This is a genomic window from Clostridium sp. KNHs205 (genome assembly GCF_000702945.1).
GTDB lineage: Bacteria > Bacillota > Clostridia > Lachnospirales > Lachnospiraceae > Anaerocolumna.
In genome coordinates this window covers 1,009,698-1,028,128 of the sequence record NZ_JNLE01000003.1, presented here as the reverse complement: position 1 = coordinate 1,028,128, position 18,431 = coordinate 1,009,698, and the positions used below count along the sequence as shown (strand labels likewise).

Genomic DNA, 18,431 nt, shown 5'->3' with positions numbered 1-18,431 from the left:
TAAGCCGACGGTTAGCTTATTCAGAAATTAAAAAGAACCAGATGAGCCCTGACCGGACATGGATTCTTCCTGTCTTTTGATCATACGTCTAACCATTTCTCCACCTACAGAACCGTTCTGAGCGCTGGTTAAATCTCCGTTGTAACCTTGTTTTAAAGGTACTCCGATTTCAGAAGCAACCTCCATTTTAAATCTGTCAAGTGCTTCTCTAGCCTGAGGAACTTCTGATCTGTTTGATCCGCTGTTATTACTTGCCATAAAATTTCACCTCCGAAATTATTAGATAGTTCTTTATAAGGGATTACCCTTTTTTCTCGATGACCGCTCTGTATGAATCAGTCATCGTAGTAATATTGTTATCAATATTTCAAAAATTATTATGGTAAGTTGTGGAAAATAAATTATTGATTATTCAAAATCACCTTATGGACAATTATCGGACTATCTGTCCTAACAGAAGCATATACTATAGAAATCCAATTTAACGGTATAGTGAAAATTCATATGGAAAACCTTTTGTCTTTTATCTCAAGTGCAAATCATCTGCTATGGAGCGGACCTATGCTGTTCCTTTTATTAGCCACCCATCTGTTTCTGACTTTTCGCCTTAAATTCGTTCAAAAAAAAGTCTTTAAAGGTATCCGCCTTTCAACCAAATCATCAGATGATGAAAAGGGGCAAACCAGCAGCTTTGCTGCTCTTACTACCACACTGGCAGCAACCCTTGGCATAGGTAATATCGTCGGTGTCTCAACTGCTGTTGCTTTTGGCGGTCCTGGCGCAATTCTCTGGATTTGGTTAACAGGAGTACTTGGAATGGCTACAACTTATGCAGAGTGTTATCTGGGCATTCGTTATCGTAAGCTTGCAAAGGATGGCACCTATTCCGGTGGTCCTATGTATGTCCTGGAACACGGGCTTAAGTCAAAAGGAATGGCTGTGTTATATGCCTTTCTGACCCTTGCTGCCTCTTATGGAGTCGGCTGTTCTACTCAGGCAAACTCCATAACTAATGTCACCAGCTCTCTTTGGCACTTCTCACCTTACATTGTAGGTATCGTGGTTGCTGTTATTACAGGCCTCGTAATTCTTGGAGGAATCGAATCCATTGGTAACCTGTGCAAAAAACTGGTTCCGGCCATGGGTGCCTTCTATATTCTGGCCTGCCTGGCTTTAGTTTTTTTAAACCGTGATTACGTGCTGCCTGCCATTACCCTTATATTTCGCTCGGCTTTTCTTCCCAGTGCTGTAGCCGGAGGCTTCATCGGAAGTACGATTAAAACAGCTGCCAGATACGGTATTGCCAGAGGTTTGTTTTCAAACGAAGCCGGTATCGGAACAGCTGCTATTGCAGCTTCCAGTGCCAAAACTGATAATCCCCATAACCAGGCTCTGGTATCAATGAGTGCGACATTCTGGGATACGGTAGTTATGTGTGGAGTCACCGGAATTGTAATAGTGGCAAACATATTAAAAAATCCGGCATCCATTGAAGGCTTGCCGGCTTCTGACCTTACCACCGCTGCTTTTATGCAGCTGCCTTACGGCGAATACATACTGGGTTTTTCAATCATTGCTTTTGCCCTTGCAACACTGATCGGCTGGTCTTACTTCGGGGAAAAGGCCGTGGTATATCTTTTTGGGAAAGAAGGAATCGGCACCTATAAATTATGTTACATTGTAATGATTTTTATTGGTGCCGTTCTTTCCCTGGAATTCGTATGGCAGTTATCTGACCTGATCAATGCGCTTATGATACTTCCTAACGTACTGACCTTATGGATCCTGAGAAAAGAGATTAGAGATACTGAATAGTCTTACCGATTTTCTCAGCAGTTTCCTTATCCTTTAAAAACTTTATTATTTCCAGTGAAAAGTCAATTGCAGTGCCCATTCCTTTACCGGTAATAATATTTCCGTCTGTCACTGCCCTGTGACCTGTAGGGTTGGCTCCCAGGAGCTTGTCTTCAAAGCCCGGAAAACAGGTTACGGATTTCCCTTTTAAGAGTCCCTGCTCTCCCAGAATGCTGGGTGCAGCACAAATAGCAGCCAGTGCCTTGTCTTCCTCTCTGAATTCCTTTAACAGGTTCACAAGGCCTTCATGAGCTGCCAGATTCCTGGTTCCCGGCATTCCTCCCGGCAGCACCAGCATAACTGCATTTTTATAATCGAATTCCTCAAACAGCCCGTCAGCCTTCACCTCAATATTATGTGCGCCATTAACTATCTCTTTTCCGGTAATTGAAACCGTAGTTATTTCAATCTCTGCACGTCGCAGCATATCTACCACTGTTAAGCCTTCGATTTCTTCAAATCCATCCGCTAAAAATAAATATACCATAAAAAACCTCCTGTCTCTTTCTGTGTAAGCTTCCTTTCTTCAAAAGCATTCTCAGATTTTATATCATTTTACAGTTACTTGCTATTTAAATTAATTATACAGAAAAACAAGCTTAAGTACCAGTATTACCTTGCATAAATTTAGGCACTGATATTTTGCCGTCCTGATATACCGTACTTTACGGTATAGTATCAGAACATCATACCTTCCGGATTAAGGTTCTACAGAGTATTATCAGGCAGTGCATACTGGTACTTAAGCTTTATGTCACCGTAATTTAAGGTTCTACAGAATATTATCAGGCAGCCTCAGAGCAATACAAGAATCTTTTAAACAGCTCTAAGGTATGACTGGTGACATCTCTTATACCTGGCAGAATAACTGGAAAACTAAAATTCTGCTAAAGTTTTATAATAAGAAAACCGATATTCATAATAGTTCTGCTGAATTTCATTCAGAAAGGATAAGTGAAAACATGGATATAGCTCAATTATCATATTCCTTAGCAATGCAAAATACCGCAACCGCATATAGTTTTGCCGTTATGAATCTTTCTTTGGATACGGTTGAAACGGCAGGAGATGGAATCGTCAAAATGATGGAAACTTCCGTAAATCCCAATATCGGCGGTAATATTGACATTAAGTTATAGCATGGAATAATGATTTCCATCCAAGAAAAACCTCTGCAGCCCCACGGGTTCTGCAGAGGTTTTTTATTGTGCGCCTGGCGGCGCACGTTTCTAATGGGTGAAAGTCCCTAGTCTGCCCTAGTAGTGGGAAAGACACAGCCAAGACCAAGGGTGTCGTGGGTGACTGCGAATCTGAAGGAAGGTGGAGGCAAATCTCTGGTCTGACGAACAGAAATCACATCAGGCTACAGTTAAGGATAAGACTGCAATACAAGTTAAAGTCCAATAACTACTCGGAATTAACTGTAGTAAATGTGGCAGATGGATGGAGAGAAAGAAACGTGTGGTACCCAGGGAGATCTCGTCAGCAAGTGAAAACAGAGTATGAAACTTGTAGTAACAACGAATGACGAGAAGTCAGCCGAGGTCATAGTACCATTTCAGTTGCAAATGATATGGGAAGGACTGAACTTTAGGAGGTACAAGCAATGAAAGTAACTGATAGTAGATTTAAGAACAGACAACTTCATATGGAAGACTATCTGCAAATGGTATCTGCGGAACAGAAAGAGGATGCAGAAGTGTTCGACTACGGGAAGATTACTGAAAAGAGCGGTATCATCACAAACTATTGGATGAATAATCTCTTGGAATTGATTTTGCGAAAAGATAACCTCAACAAGGCATATAAGCGAGTGAAATCAAATAAAGGAGCAGGTGGAACGGATGGAATGCAGGTGGATGAACTTCTGCCCTACTTAAAGGAAAACCAAGACACCTTAATTCAAGAGATAAAGGGAGGCAGATTTAAGCCAAACCCAGTTCGAAGGGTAGAAATACCAAAAGAAACAAAAGGTGAGTTCAGAAAGCTTGGAGTTCCAACCGTGGTTGACCGAGTTATCCAACAAGCAATCATACAAGAACTAACGCCTATCTACGAGGAGCAGTTCTCAGAAAACAGTTTTGGTTTTCAGCCGAAAAAAGGTGCACATGATGCACTGAAACAATGCCAAAAGAATGTAAACGAAGGCTACGTATATGTGGTTGATATGGATTTGGAAAAGTTCTTTGATACCGTATGCCAGAGTAAGCTGATTGAGGTATTGGGAAGAACCATCAAAGATGGCAGAGTTATCTCTTTGATACATAAATACCTCAATGCTGGAGTGATAACAAAAGGGGTGTTTAAGAAAACAGAGGTCGGCATGCCACAAGGTGGACCATTAAGTCCATTGCTAAGTAATATCATGCTAAATGAGTTGGACAAGGAACTTGAAAGCAGAGGACATAGGTTTGTCCGATACGCAGATGATTGCATGATTTTCTGTAAAAGCAAAAAGAGTGCAGAAAGAACCTTGGAAAACATCATACCATTCATTGAGAAAAGGCTATTTCTGAAAGTGAATAGGAAGAAAACGCAAGTCGCGCACATCAGTAAAGTTAAATATCTTGGATATACATTCTATAGATATAGAGGTAAATGCAGATTTAGAGTACATCCGAAATCCGTAACAAAGATGAAAGACGCAATACGAAATCTGACAGACCGAAACAATGGCATGAGCAACACAGCGAGAGAAGATAAATACCAACAGTTTGTGAGAGGATGGATAGAGTACTTTAAACTCGCAGATATGAAGAATCTTCTAAAAGGCATAGATGAATGGGCTAGACGCAGAATACGAGCGGTCTATTGGAAACAGTGGAAGAAAATCAAGACAAAGTACAGAATGCTTAGAGCCATAGGATGTGAGCATTGGAGAGCCAAAGAACTTGCCTGTAGTAGAAAAGGGTACTGGCGCATGGCGCAAGTGCTGAACCAGATATTTTCTAATAAAATAATAGCCAAGCTAGGATATACATCCATGCTTGACTATTATCTGATAGTTTATGAAAACTAAAGAACCGCCGTATACGGAACCGTACGTACGGTGGTGTGGGAGGTCGGTAGATAAAATAATTATCTACCTCCTACCCGATTACAGGCTATTATAGCACTATTCTGATAATTCTTCGCATTATACTACTATTCCGCAAATTTTCACGTGAATATAATAAGCATTAGACAGGAATTCCCGTGTTGACATTCCAGGTTATTTTCAGGGAAGTACACGACGCTTTCCCATCGATTATAGGAAAGGAGCCTGAGTATGCCATACAGAATATAATCTGCCAGCCGTACTTCTGCAGGTATACTCATAATGTTAAAGTATTATGAAAATAGTTGTTTTATCCGGAGGTCTCAGTCCGGAAAGAGATGTATCTTTATCCTCCGGCTGTCTTATTGCCAATGCACTAATGGATGCCGGTTACGAGGTAGCACTTGCTGATGTGTATAAGGGAATCGAAACCTCCAAAACTAAGCCAGACTCCTTATTTTTAAAAAAAGAAGACGGAAAAAGACATGAATACCATATTCCTGATAAAATACCTGATCTGGAGGAACTCATAGCAAGCAACCATGGTAGAAAAGAACTGATCGGTGAAAATATCCTTGCCCTGTGCAAATTGTCCGATGTGGTCTTTATCGCACTACACGGTTCTATGGGCGAAAACGGGCAGCTCCAGGCCGTACTGGACTGCTGCCAGATTCCCTATACCGGTACCGGTTATGCAGGCTGTCTTCTGGCTATGGATAAAGACTTAAGCAAAAAGCTTTTAAAGCAGGAGGGTATCCCCACCGCCCCATGGATAACAGAAGAAGCTGCTGAGATAACTCCCGAAAAAATAACCACCTCAATAGGTTTTCCTTGTGTCGTAAAGCCGGTTAGTAACGGTTCCAGCATCGGTGTTTCCTTTGCATATTGTGAAGAAGAACTGACATCTGCCTTAAGTCTTGCAACAGAGAAAATAGCATCTTTTGGCACCGGTAAAGTTCTGGTTGAAAAAATGATTAAAGGCAGGGAGTTCTCTGTTGGAATTCTTGAGAAGACTGCCCTGCCGGTGATAGAAATCATCCCGAAGGAAGGCTTCTATGATTACAAAAATAAATATCAGCAGGGCCTTACAAACGAATGCTGTCCCGCTGATTTATCCGAGCCGTTAAGGGAAAAAGTACAATTACTTGCATTAAGAGTACACAATGCCCTGCACCTTGGCTCCTATTCCAGGATAGATTTTATTTTAGACGAAACCAATGAATTTATCTGCCTTGAAGCTAACACCCTGCCCGGTATGACACCAATGAGCCTTCTTCCTCAGGAAGCAAAAGCAGCAGGAATTTCCTACGTAGAATTATGCCAAAAAATTGCATTGCTTGGAGCACGTTAAAATGCCTCCAGGGTTCCTTTTCTTCTGGCTGTTTTCTCGATTCCTTTGATTAACAGCCAGGACAGGAGATAATAGCATACACCTATCCCTGCTTCCTGTAATAACAGCATTGCAAATTTCTCAATTATCACTCCTGAAAACAGCAGATTAACCGCTTCAATACTGCGGGTCAAAGGTATCAGCTGCGATATGAGCCTGCCTGCTGCGGGCAGCTGGGATATGGGAAAGTTAGCTCCGCAAAATATCATAAGGACATAGGACATAAAATTCAATACAAAATTCATCTGGTCGGTTATCAGACCAAAGATTCCGATAAACAATCCGAACCCGGCAGCCGCAAACATTGCAGCAATAACAGCAGTAAAAAACAGCAACAGGTTAATTTGTGAGAAATTTACCTGAAACAAAAGACTTCCGGCGAAGAAACCTATTGTTACAGTAGCCACTGCAGTGATACAGGTGAATAGTCCCTTATGAAGTATAATTAATAGCTTCCCCTCAGGGGCTGTAACAAGGCTTCTGATACAGCCATAGGCTCTCTCTGCCATAAAGGTGCTGCCAAGGGTAAATATACAGGTATTGACACATAGCAGAAAGGAATTTCCCACCACCCACCGGGCAAGATTATCCGTATTATAACTGTAACCTGCAAGAACACAGTAGAAAATAAGCGTCAGCAGCGGATATATGGTCTCAAGACATAGAAATTCATCCAGTCTGAAAATTGACTGTCTGCTCTTATAACTCAGCCATGCAAGAGTAAAAAAACGTCTCATCAATTCACCTCCAGTGTTGCTGCTATTCGTACCTGGCGCTCTATTACCTCTGCCAGGAAATGTCCCAGTAATATATAAAAACCTGTTACTCCTAAAAGAATCAGGAGCGTCAGACAGTACTCCCTTAAATTCAAGGTATCCGACACACTCAAACGCAGCAGTTTAACTGCCCAAGTCGGAGAAAGAACATAACTTACAGGTCTTATAAAGACGGGAAGGATATCTGCCGGAAACACAAAACCACATACAAGAATAACAGGTATCTCGATACAATTCATGTACAACTGGGTTTTTCTTGACAAAGTCAGCAGATATGCCAGAAAAATCGATATGACGGAAAAACTCACTACAGTGCAGATAAAAGCTGACAGTAAATAAATTGGATGGGCAACTTCCAGCCTTACTCCAAATAAAAGCTTCGCAGTTGCAAAAGATAACAGAAAAGTTATCATACTAAGAAAGGTATTACCTGCTACTTTTCCTGCTATAATGGTTTTAAAACCTGCCGGCGCGGTATAGATAAGTGACAGGGTGCCGTTATAACGCTCTCTGTTGATATCTCCCGCTGAAGAAAAGCAGATACAGCTCCAGAGTGCCATCAATCCTGCCCCCAGTACCACATACGACAGAAAATCCTCTCGTTCTGAATTAACAAACATCTCATATAAGAGCACTGTATTGACTGCCGGATTTGCCAGCAGACAGAATCGGAACATAGGCCTTGCAAGTGAGCTTTTTATCTGAAGCACCGCTGTTGAAACAATAACACTTAATCCCTTCATTGCCCTTCCTCCAGTATCTTTACGTACACATCCTCCAATGTCAGTTCTTTATTGGTAAAAGAATGAATACCGGTTCCTTTTAAGGAATTAAGAATTTCCTCGCTGATATCTGTCTTTGCTATGTATTTCATCATCAGACGGTAACCACTTTCATCTGGTTCACTTATTACCTCTTTAACCCCCGGAATACCTTTCAGCTTTGCTATTACAGATTCCTCTACTCTGTCCAGCTTGATTTCCAGGTTTTTATCATCACCGGTTAGTTTTTTTAAGTTAACAGGTGTATCAAGGGCTATTAGTTTCCCATGATTTAATATGGCAATTCTGTCACAGAGTTCATCGGCTTCATACATATAATGAGTAGTCAACAGAATTGTTTTACCTTCTGACTTTAATTTCTTTATTATATCCCGCAGCATCCTGGCTCCTAATGGGTCAAGGCCAACTGTCGGCTCATCCATAAAGATTATCTCCGGTTCATTGATCAATCCTCTGGCAATCTGCAGCCTCTGTACCATACCTTTTGAAAAAGTTTCTACCAGGATATCTGCTTTCTCCGTCAGTCCCACAAGCTCTAATGTCCTGGTGATTCTTTTATCCGCCTCCTCCTTGCCTATATGATACAGGCAGGCAAAGTATTTAAGATTATCTTTGGCTGACAGACGTCTGTAAAGTCCCAGTTCCCCGCCGAAGATAAAATTAATACGGTTTCTAATGAGCTTCTCCTGGGTAAAGGTGTTATAACCTAAAACCTCGCATTTCCCTTTCGTAGGTGCAAGGAGGGTAATCAGCATTTTTATCGTCGTAGTCTTTCCTGCTCCGTTCTGCCCAAGAAGACCAAATACCTCTCCTCTTTTAACCTGAAAGGAAATTCCGTCTACCGCCATTACTCGTTCTTTTTTGCTGTTAATCCATCCCTTTCTGGTAATGAATTCTCTTTTTAAATCCTTGACTTCAATGACACAGTCCTTATCCATTCTCCAATCTCTCCTATCTTTCATATGAAATTATTATGGCATGTCTGCAAAAGCATGCAACCGTCTGAAGCTTCCGCTTTTGGGAATTAATTTGTACGATAACGCCAGGTGCTATTTTTTAGCCATAGAAACACACATTTCCAAAATTGCAATACAGAACACTTCAAGGTTAGGCCTCCAGAAGGGTGCAAATAGTTTTCAGCCACGCCTAAAAACTTATAGTTAATAATATTCGATATATATCGAATATTATTATAATCGAATATACAGATCAGGTCAATACAGGATTCATAAATTCTTGTATAAAAAAACGACCGGATTACTTTCCGATCGTTTGGTGTATTAATATAATTAGACCTGCCCCTTTTTATCAAGGAGCTCCGCCAGTGCTTTCAACAACTCTCTGGCAGCAGTTCTGCTGATACTGTAAAATTTGGAGCTTTTGCTCTGCTCTTCATTTAAGAGTCCACAATTCTTCATCTGATCCATATGATGAGAAATGGTAGAGGGAGCCATGGATAATTCCTTTGCAATATCAAGTCCTCTTAAAGGTTCTTTCTCATTGAGCAGAGAAATAATTTTAAGACGGGTCTCATCTCCGATAGCTTTTAGCTGTTTCAGCAGCTGTTCCTGTTTCTCCCTGGATTCCCTGAGTGAATAGAATAGCACCTGGTTCTTCCCGAAGAATCGGATTTTTTTATAGGCGGCAAAGAGAGTAATGGTAAAATAGAATTCCTTATATGGTCCCCGATTATAAAAAACCTTACCCATTAATTCCTGAGAGAATTCTAAAGGCTCCGTTGCCTTTAGCCCTTCCTGAGCTTTTATAGCCTCTGTCTGCAGCACTGCTCTTACCTGCCGGTTCTTTTCATGAAATTCCTCGGTATCCAGTTCCCTGGCAAAGGCAAAGTAATCGTTAATTATCTTTCCAGTTTCACGGATAAATACTTTGAACCCCAGATAACTACCCAGAAATTTCTCATATTCTCTGAAAAGTCTATCCAATTTATCTTCATTTTCCAAGGCCTCTCTTACAAGCTCTTCATTAAATATATTAAAATAGCTGGAGACAAAAGCAGCCACATCCATTTGAAGCAGGTGCTCCCTGTATTCCTCAAGGTTAAACTCAACCAGTGGATAATCCGTCAGGAATTCCAACATCCCCGAAGGACAGCCTACCGCCTGAAATATTTCCACAAGGTACGCATATTTTTTCTTTAAGCCCTCAAGCTTTCCTGAGGAATAAGTCTCCGTACATAAAGTATGCCACTTCTCCCCCTCTAAAATATTACTGGCCGCCATTAACAGCTCAATGTCTTCTGAATATATAAAATAACTATTCTTATTTAATTTCTGATAATACATATTGTCATACCCGTCTTTCAATCGCTGTAATTTCAGTTTCAAGGGTGTGTTTGAAAACTCATTTGCTGTTATGGCTGTCCCTCCATAGCAGTTTACAAAAGTACTATAATCAGCTTAGCAGATTAAGCACATTTAAAGGACAATCTATAATTTAAACGCTTTATTATGTAAATTATAGCAAACCCTGTCTTAAAAAGAAACAAAAAATTAACCACCTCTATTGTCATCACTTATTTCTTGGGTTATACTGTAAAGAAAACTAAGTACAGCCGATATCGTATGAGGTTGTACCCTAAAACACATAAGACAATACATTAGCAGCTTAAGTACTTCTGCTGAGAATCGAGGTAAATATGTCAATTGAAAAGGTTAAAAGCTATTTCAAACAATATGGAATCGAAGATAAGATCCTGGAATTCGAGGTTTCCAGTGCAACCGTAGAACTTGCAGCGAAAGCTTTGAATTGTGAGGAAGGCCGTATCGCAAAAACACTTTCCTTTCATGTAGGCGAGAGGGTAGTACTAATCGTTGCTGCTGGTGATGCGAGGATTGACAATGCAAAATATAAGGCATACTTTGGAACAAAGGCTAAAATGTTATCCTACGAGGAAGCCGAACCTCTAATAGGACACGCCGTAGGCGGGGTCTGTCCCTTTGCTGTAAATGATAAGGTTGAGATTTACCTGGATGAATCACTTAAACGCTATCAGACTGTTTTTCCGGCCTGCGGCAGCTCCAATAGCGCAATCGAATTAACCTTAGGCGAACTTGAGAGGTACTCAGGCAGTTCAGTGTGGATCGATGTCAGCAAAGCTTTCACTGTGGAGAGTTAAGGACTTCTTATAATCAGAAAAAATAAATGCCCTATTAAATTAATTGGTTGATATCTCTTAGCCCTTCTCTTTCCAAATCAAACAATAAACATTAACATCCAAGCCAAAAAGTTTCACTACTGACAGAATGTTAATAAGAATAATTTAATAATCATGATCTGTTATTATCAATTACTCACCTTGATGGTATTTAAAAAACAGGATTTGAGACACATAATTAGTCTCAAATCCTGTTATCATATACCAATATACTTTTAAATACTTATCTCAAGCTAGATTATATAAAGGTTCCAAAACCTTGTTTTCATATAGCTTTCTGTTAAACTCCCTAAACAAAAAAGAGCAAATGTGCCTTTCAATAATTCGTTTAAGACAGTTAAGTAAAACCGCTCTCTATCTCTCTTCTCTGAAATAAGCCTGACCCAGACTTGCCGGCGGCTGATTCTCCTGTTTATTTCTCTTGCTGGATAAGATAAGTACGATAATCGTTACCACATAAGGCAGCATCTTGCATAACTCCTGGGTAGCTCTTGTAAGCCCCGGCAGATAAATATAGAGAATATAAAGTCCACCAAAAAGGAAAGAACCCCAGATAGCATTAACAGGCTTCCATAAAGCCAGGATAACAAGTGCAATAGCAAGCCAGCCTCTGTCTCCGAAGCCGTTATTGGTCCAGGTTCCCCCAAGATACTCCATAACAAAATAAAGACCGCCAAGACCTGCAATTGCAGCACCGGATACCGTTGAAATATATTTGTATCTGGATACATTGATACCGGCAGCATCCGCCGCTCCCGGGTCTTCACCGATTGCCCGAAGATTAAGTCCCTTTCTTGTCTTTTTAAGGAAATAAGCTAATAACAAGGCAATAATCACAGAGAGATATGTGAGGAAACCATAAGAAAACAGAAGGTCTCCTATTACAGGGATATCATGGAGCAGGGGTAATTTTGCTCTGTATGCTGATGCTGTTGTTTTAACAGATATCTGGCCAACACCACCTGCAAGCTTTGAAATGGAACCTCCAAAGAAATTACCGAAACCAACACCGAAGGTGGTCAATGCAAGACCAACTACGTTCTGATTTGCTCTAAGGGTAATGGTTAGTACGCTGTATATCAGACCTCCAAAGGCGGAAGCCAGTAAGGTAACGATAAAGGATATTACAAGTCCGATAAATGCGTTGGGTGTTTCAGTGGATTTCTCATAGAAGAAAGCCCCCATCAGTCCTGCTATACCGCCCATGTACATGATGCCGGGTATACCAAGATTCAGGTTACCGGATTTCTCCGTTACGATTTCGCCGGTGGCACCAAATAGAATACTGATTCCCTGGCTGATTGCATTTTGAATAAAGGTTAAAAGCAGCATGTTATTGTACCCCCTTCTTATTTCCGCGGAATTCCACTTTATAATTAATAAAGAATTCACAACCGATCAGGAAAAATAACAGAACACCGGTTATGATATCGGAAGCATTTTCATTTAATCCATACTGTGAAGCAATCTGTATGGAGCCCTGCTGCATAAATACCAGGAAGGCAGATACCGCCAGCATTGCAATGGGATTGAATTTGGACATCCAGGCAACGATTATGGCTGTAAATCCTCTTCCGTCAGCTGTACTGGTAGAAATGGTATGGCTGGCACCGCTAACTATAATACTTCCAGCAAGTCCGCAGATTCCACCGGATATCATCATGGTTCTGATAATAACCTTTTTTACATTGATACCGGCATATTTTGCTGTATTCTGGCTCTCACCTACAACCGCAATTTCATACCCCTGCTTGCTGTGTCTCATATAGAGATAGACACCCACTGTCATAATCAGTACTACAATTATATTCAATCCATACTGCATACCAAAAATCTCCTGAAACCAGCCTTTTCTGGTGGCTCCGTTAATTATACCTACTGTATTGGAACCCGTAGGATTCTCCCAGAAAACAATGCAGAAGGTAACAATCTGCATTGCTACATAATTCAGCATCAGTGTAAAAAGTGTTTCATTGGTATTGTAATAAGCTTTGAAGACTGCCGGAAGCACTCCCCACAGCATACCTGCAATACTGCTGGCTGCGAATATAATAAGGAGCAGTAACCAGTTAGGCATGGAATTGCCAAAATAAATCATAACAGCCGCAGTAGCCGCTCCACCCATTAAGATCTGTCCTTCCGCACCGATATTCCAGAACCTCATCTTGAAAGCAGGTGTAAGTCCCACCGCTATAATAAGAAGCGTCATAATTTCACGGATGGTTACCCACATACGGCGTTTTTTACCGATTGCACCATCAATGATACCCAGATATACCTGAATGGGGTTATCATTCGTAATAAATACGATGACCAAGGCACATACAATTAAGGAAAGAGCGATTGCTATCAGCCTGATTGTCCATGCTTTCGTTTTGGAAATGTTATCCCGCTTGCTCATTCGCAGGAAAACCTCTTTATTTGCTCCTTCTTTGCTCATGTGCTTTCGCTCCTTTCCGCTCTGACGTCATCAGTAAGCCAATTTCTTCTTTGGTGGTATTTCTTGCATCTACGATACCGGCAACTCTTCCGCTGTTGAGTACCATAATTCTGTCGCAGAGCTCCAATAATACATCTAAATCCTCACCAACACAGATAACTGCAACACCTTTTTGCTTCTGTTCATTGAGCAGGTTATAGATGGTATAGGAGGAATTAATATCAAGACCTCTGACAGGGTAAGCTACCATTAGAACTGTTGGATTAGAGGCAATCTCACGTCCTACCAATACCTTTTGCACATTACCGCCGGACAGCCTTCTTACCGGTGTGGAAACTCCGGGAGTAACTACATCCAATTTATTTACGATATTTTCTGCCAGATCCTTAGGCTTCTTTCTATCCACGAAGAAATGCTTCCCGTCGGTATAGCTTCGAAGCATCATATTATCCGTTAGATCCATGGAGCCAACCAGTCCCATTCCAAGCCTGTCCTCGGGAACGAAGGATAAATGAATCTTAAGATTTCTAATATCAGCGGCTTTCATATCGGATATCTTCTCTGTACTTCCATCCGGTGCAAAGTATAGAATCTCACCGCTTTCTATAGACTGAAGCCCGGCTATTGCTTCCAGCAATTCCTTCTGACCGCTTCCTGCTATACCCGCGATTCCCAGAATTTCACCGCTGTAAGCCTGGAAAGAAGCCTCCTTTAATACTTTAAGTCCTTCCCTGTTCCTACAGGTTATGCCTCTCATCTCAATCCGTTTCTCTGTATTTGCCGGCTCTGTACGGTCAATATCAAGCTTCACCTTTTCTCCTACCATCATCTCCGTCAGGGAAGATACGGTTGCTTCTGCTGTATTGACTGTATCGATGTATTTGCCTTTGCGAAGTACCGTTACACGGTCGGAAAGCTCCAGTACTTCATTCAGTTTATGGGTTATAATAATAATTGATTTTCCGGCTTTTCTCATATTGCGCAATACATCAAAGAGCTTCTTGGTTTCCTGAGGTGTTAATACAGCCGTTGGCTCATCCAGGATTAGGATATCAGCACCACGGTATAACACCTTAACGATTTCCACTGTCTGCTTCTGGGAAACCGACATGTCGTATATCTTTTGGGACGGATTCAGATCAAAACCATACTGGGCAGTAAGTTTATTGATTTCTTCATGTACCTGGTTCATCTTTAAGGTTTCGCTGCCTTTAAGACCTAAAATAATATTCTCTGCTGCCGTTAATATATTAATCAGCTTAAAATGCTGATGTATCATACCAATACCCAGCTCAAAGGAATCTTTCGGGGAACGTATTGTAACTTCTTTTCCGTCAATACAAATCTGTCCTTCATCCGGAAAATAAATACCGGAAAGCATGTTCATAAGAGTGGTCTTGCCGCTGCCATTCTCCCCTAATATAGACAGAATTTCACCTTTCCTGACGGAGAGATTCACACTGTCATTTGCTATTACCTCCCCAAAGCGTTTGGTAACATTTTTTAATTCAATGGCGTTTACCTGTTCCACAAAAAAACCTCCTAACATCAAATTTGCGGAACTGCACTACTGCAGTCCCGCACAAAGGGTCAGTATCACCCCATCTATATACTGATTTCGCTTACTCTTTCAGACTATATATACATACTGAAAAAATCCACCTGTAAATTACCAATTATTTTGTTAATTCAGTAATTCCATCAATTCTTAATTCAAATGCAGGTGCAGAAATTACTTCTGATTCATGGAAATATCCGTCTGAAACATATGCAGAGAATTTAGCAAAGTCAGCATTGTCAGCAATCAAGTCTTCAATCTTAGAGTTCTGTACAGTAAATGTACTTGTATCAAATACTTTAAGAGATCCGTCTTTTAAAGCAGCTTCCACTTCTGCAACCTTATCAGCTGTTCCTGCAGCAACTGCCTTCTCATTTAAAGGAGAGGTACCAACAGCACCGTCAGCAAATCCCTGGCACCAGTCAGTTGCAATAGGTGTTCCGTCAATAATGCTCTTAACGGCATAAGTGTAATAAGGTCCCCAGTTAATAGTAGCTGAAGTTAATGCCGTGTTAGGAGCTACGCTAGTCATATCCACATTGTATCCTACAACAGGTACACCGGCTTCTTCACAAGCAGTAGGAGCACCGGTAGTATCTGCGTGCTGGCTGATTACCTTTGCACCGTTTGCTATAAGGCTCTTTGCAACTTCATTCTCAGCAGCCATATCTGCCCAGCTGTTTGTATACTGAACTTCCATTGTTACAGAAGGGCATACGCTCTTGGCACCAAGATAAAAGGCAGTATAACCGGAAACAACCTCTGCGTAAGGGAAAGCTCCTACATAGCCCATTTTAGCCTGGTCTGCAGTGATGTCACCTTTTTCAATCATTTCATTTAATTTTAAACCTGCAACAACACCGGATACATAACGGGATTCATAAACAGCAGTAAAGTAGTTATGCATATTAGGAAGTCCTGAGGATTTCGCCTGATATCCTGTAGCGTGGCAGAACTGAACTTCAGGAAATTCTGCTGCTGCCTGCATCATATATGTCTCATGTCCGAAGCTGTTTGCAAATATTATATTACAGCCCTGATCAGCTAAATCAACTGCTGCATCATAAGCAGCTTCATCTTCACCGATTGTTGTCTTCTCAATTACCTGATCTGCAGATAAACCAAGTGCTGCGATCATTTCATCGATACCTGCCATATGAGCGGCAGTATAGCCTTCATTCTCATCTCCTATGTAGATAACACCAACTTTGATACCGGATACATCACCGCCTGCTTCAGGTGTTGTTTCCTCTGTTGCAGCGGGAGTGTCCGTTGCAGCCTGGGTAGGTTCAGTTGCGCCATTGCCTGCAGTGTTCGTATTATTTGTCTTACCGCAGCCAACCACCAGTGTCATTGCCATTGCCATAAGAAGCAATAACGATACTACTTTTTTCATATAATCTTCCTCCTGTAATTTGGTTGGAGTTCTCGAGAAGTAGAACTCCTGCAATTATTTTGTAGACACATTTATAACATAATGCCCTAAAAGCATATGTATCAGAAGATGGAACAAAGATTGGAAAAATCCAAAAAAGTAAGGGAGTTGTATGTACTTAATGTACATACAACTCCCTCCATCGGGTTTTAAATCCGTTTTTATGATTTCTTAGTATATCATAAAAAAAGTTTTTGTCAATTAATATCGATGGATTAATCAAGCAAATTTATGTACATTTTTTCAGTTTTCTTATGTGGATACTCTGTATTGGACAAAAGGTACTGCCGGAAGTCTATTACCTTTCCGGCAGCTCTGAACCTGTCCTATATCTTAATTCTTTACAGTTTTTCGCTATAATTTGTAACTTCTGTCCTATAACTGATTCTACTCTGACAGATACTTATCTACACTAACAAGCTTTACACAAAGGGTAAAGAGTTCCATAGCCGTCTTTAAATCCTTTTCCGGGGGGAAAGAAGGTGCTATACGGATGTTACTGTCCTCAGGGTCCTTGCCATAAGGGTAGGTTGCACCTGCTGCTGTTAGTTTAACCCCAGCTTTCTGAGCTCTTTCTACTACTGCTTTTGCACAGCCGTTTAAGGTATCAAAGGAAATGAAATAACCGCCTTTGGGTTTGTACCAGGAACCAATCTCCAGTCCCTCCAGCTCCTCGGATAATTTATTTAATACTATCTCAAATTTTGGCCTTAAGATTTCTGCATGCTTGCTCATATGACTGATTATTCCGTTTATATCCTTATAATACCTGACATGCCGCAGCTGATTTACCTTATCATGTCCGATTGTCTGTATTCCAAGCTGTTTCTTGATATCCACCAGATTGTTGGGAGAAGTTGCAATAGCAGCTACACCAGATCCCGGGAAACTGATTTTAGAGGTGGAGGAAAATTTATAAACCATATCCGGATTCCCGGCTTTCTTACATTCCTCAAGGATTTCCAGGATATTGTCCTGATCATCTTCATATAAGTGATGCAGGCTGTATGCATTATCCCAATAGATTCTAAAATCTTTGGCCGCCGGCCTTAACCTGGCAAAGCGTTTCACCACTCTGTCCGAATAGGTAATACCCTGGGGATTGGAGTATTTGGGAACGCACCAGATACCCTTAACGGCTTCATCCTCTGCTACGTATTTCTCCACCAGATCCATATCCGGTCCTTCTTCTGTCATTGGGATATTTATCATCTCAATACCAAAATATTCGGTAATTGCAAAATGTCTGTCATAACCGGGTACCGGGCAGAGGAATTTTACCTTATCCAGACAGCACCAGGGGGTACTTCCCATAACTCCATGGGTCATGGAACGTGATATAGCATCATACATTATATTTAAACTGGAGTTACCATATATGATAAGATTCTCGGCAGGAACCTCTATCATGTCTCCAATAAGCTTCTTCGCTTCAGCAAGGCCATCCAGAACACCATAATTGCGGCAGTCTGTGCCATCTTCACAGGTTAAATCAGAAGAGCTGTTTAAGATATCCATCATCTCCATGGATATATCCAACTGATCAATGCAAGGCTTACCTCTTGACATATCAAGACTTAAATGCAAACCTCTCATTGCTTTGTATTGCTTTCTTAAATCTTCTCTTAATTCCAGTAATTCTTCTCTGGACATTTCTTTATAAGGTTTCAAGAAAAAGACCTCCTTTGCAGCGCCATTTCTGACAGTCTATCACAAATCCCCGTACCATGCAATGGAAAACAAGCCATTTTGCGGCCATAATTTAAAATAATTATGCACCTATAAGGACTGTTTATGCAACTTATAGGTTCTGCTTATTTATCAGATGGTTTCGCTGGATTTATGAGAATTGTTCCTGTATTCATGTTAAATTATGTAACTTTACAGGGTTTTATAGATGCTCTTGATATCTGGGATTAGGTGTGAAAATTTTAGTTTTTAGAAAGGGGACGGAAAATTGCACCAGGCAGAAAGATTCATGCTT

The 18,431-nt window shown here is 40.9% G+C and carries 17 protein-coding genes; 6 read left to right on the top strand and 11 right to left on the bottom strand.

Annotation, left to right across the window (positions count from 1 at the left end):
• Nucleotides 1-27 precede the first annotated feature (27 nt).
• The gene (locus BR73_RS0104535) at nt 28-258 is read right to left on the bottom strand and encodes an alpha/beta-type small acid-soluble spore protein (protein ID WP_033164560.1); all 231 of its coding nucleotides are present in this window, start codon (nt 256-258) and stop codon (nt 28-30) included.
• Nucleotides 259-504: 246 nt separating this feature from the next.
• Between BR73_RS0104535 and BR73_RS0104530 the strand changes: the two genes are divergently transcribed.
• On the top strand, nt 505-1,815 hold the full coding sequence (locus BR73_RS0104530) for an amino acid carrier protein (RefSeq protein ID WP_033164559.1): 1,311 nt from the start codon (nt 505-507) through the stop codon (nt 1,813-1,815).
• On the opposite strand, the gene BR73_RS0104525 is transcribed toward BR73_RS0104530, so the two are convergent.
• The gene (locus BR73_RS0104525; RefSeq protein WP_033164558.1) at nt 1,799-2,341 is read right to left on the bottom strand and encodes a DJ-1 family glyoxalase III; all 543 of its coding nucleotides are present in this window, start codon (nt 2,339-2,341) and stop codon (nt 1,799-1,801) included. The two genes, BR73_RS0104530 and BR73_RS0104525, sit on opposite strands and share 17 nt — an antisense overlap.
• Before the next feature lie 475 nt (nt 2,342-2,816).
• Here BR73_RS0104525 and BR73_RS28140 point away from each other — a divergent pair, with 475 nt between their 5' ends.
• From BR73_RS28140 to BR73_RS0104510, 3 genes are all read left to right on the top strand, one after another.
• Complete coding sequence (locus BR73_RS28140; protein WP_081848741.1) at nt 2,817-2,993, top strand: YjfB family protein; 177 nt, start codon at nt 2,817-2,819, stop codon at nt 2,991-2,993.
• A 467-nt stretch (nt 2,994-3,460) separates the two neighbouring features.
• Nucleotides 3,461-4,873: a group II intron reverse transcriptase/maturase gene (gene ltrA, locus BR73_RS0104515; RefSeq protein ID WP_033164476.1), complete on the top strand. Its 1,413-nt coding sequence runs from the start codon at nt 3,461-3,463 to the stop codon at nt 4,871-4,873.
• Nucleotides 4,874-5,186: 313 nt separating this feature from the next.
• Nucleotides 5,187-6,242 (top strand): D-alanine--D-alanine ligase, encoded by a 1,056-nt coding sequence (locus BR73_RS0104510; RefSeq protein WP_033164556.1) that lies wholly within the window; start codon nt 5,187-5,189, stop codon nt 6,240-6,242.
• Here the strand turns inward: BR73_RS0104510 and BR73_RS0104505 are convergent.
• The 4 genes from BR73_RS0104505 to BR73_RS27105 all read right to left on the bottom strand — a co-directional run bounded on the left by BR73_RS0104505 (nt 6,239) and on the right by BR73_RS27105 (nt 10,184).
• A complete protein-coding gene (locus BR73_RS0104505) occupies nt 6,239-7,018 on the bottom strand; it encodes an ABC transporter permease (RefSeq protein ID WP_033164555.1) in 780 nt (259 codons plus the stop codon). The genes BR73_RS0104510 and BR73_RS0104505 overlap by 4 nt on opposite strands.
• Nucleotides 7,018-7,800 carry an ABC transporter permease gene (locus BR73_RS0104500; RefSeq protein ID WP_033164554.1) on the bottom strand — a complete coding sequence of 261 codons (783 nt, stop codon included), beginning with the start codon at nt 7,798-7,800 and terminating at the stop codon, nt 7,018-7,020. Before BR73_RS0104500 ends, BR73_RS0104505 begins: the two co-directional genes overlap by 1 nt.
• Nucleotides 7,797-8,777, bottom strand: a complete 981-nt coding sequence (locus BR73_RS0104495; RefSeq protein ID WP_033164553.1) for an ABC transporter ATP-binding protein — start codon at nt 8,775-8,777, stop codon at nt 7,797-7,799. Before BR73_RS0104495 ends, BR73_RS0104500 begins: the two co-directional genes overlap by 4 nt.
• Before the next feature lie 351 nt (nt 8,778-9,128).
• Nucleotides 9,129-10,184: a metalloregulator ArsR/SmtB family transcription factor gene (locus BR73_RS27105; protein ID WP_156034590.1), complete on the bottom strand. Its 1,056-nt coding sequence runs from the start codon at nt 10,182-10,184 to the stop codon at nt 9,129-9,131.
• Between the two features lie 311 nt (nt 10,185-10,495).
• Here BR73_RS27105 and BR73_RS0104485 point away from each other — a divergent pair, with 311 nt between their 5' ends.
• Nucleotides 10,496-10,975 (top strand): YbaK/EbsC family protein, encoded by a 480-nt coding sequence (locus BR73_RS0104485; RefSeq protein ID WP_033164552.1) that lies wholly within the window; start codon nt 10,496-10,498, stop codon nt 10,973-10,975.
• A gap of 393 nt (nt 10,976-11,368) precedes the next feature.
• Here BR73_RS0104485 and BR73_RS0104480 read toward each other — a convergent pair whose 3' ends face one another.
• The 5 genes from BR73_RS0104480 to BR73_RS0104460 form a co-directional block, all read right to left on the bottom strand.
• The gene (locus BR73_RS0104480; RefSeq protein WP_033164551.1) at nt 11,369-12,346 is read right to left on the bottom strand and encodes an ABC transporter permease; all 978 of its coding nucleotides are present in this window, start codon (nt 12,344-12,346) and stop codon (nt 11,369-11,371) included.
• A gap of 1 nt (nt 12,347) precedes the next feature.
• Nucleotides 12,348-13,454, bottom strand: a complete 1,107-nt coding sequence (locus BR73_RS0104475; protein ID WP_033164550.1) for an ABC transporter permease — start codon at nt 13,452-13,454, stop codon at nt 12,348-12,350.
• Nucleotides 13,432-14,985, bottom strand: coding sequence for an ABC transporter ATP-binding protein (locus tag BR73_RS0104470; protein WP_033164549.1), 1,554 nt, complete (start codon nt 14,983-14,985; stop codon nt 13,432-13,434). The genes BR73_RS0104475 and BR73_RS0104470 overlap by 23 nt, the downstream gene beginning before the upstream one ends.
• Nucleotides 14,986-15,130: 145 nt before the next feature.
• Entirely contained in the window at nt 15,131-16,408 is a 1,278-nt protein-coding gene (locus BR73_RS0104465) for a BMP family ABC transporter substrate-binding protein (RefSeq protein ID WP_033164548.1), read from the bottom strand.
• A gap of 426 nt (nt 16,409-16,834) precedes the next feature.
• Nucleotides 16,835-18,118, bottom strand: a complete 1,284-nt coding sequence (locus tag BR73_RS0104460; protein WP_033164547.1) for an aminotransferase — start codon at nt 18,116-18,118, stop codon at nt 16,835-16,837.
• 123 nt (nt 18,119-18,241) lie between these two features.
• Here BR73_RS0104460 and BR73_RS29590 point away from each other — a divergent pair, with 123 nt between their 5' ends.
• Nucleotides 18,242-18,367 (top strand): hypothetical protein, encoded by a 126-nt coding sequence (locus BR73_RS29590; RefSeq protein ID WP_278248523.1) that lies wholly within the window; start codon nt 18,242-18,244, stop codon nt 18,365-18,367.
• Nucleotides 18,368-18,431 lie beyond the last annotated feature (64 nt).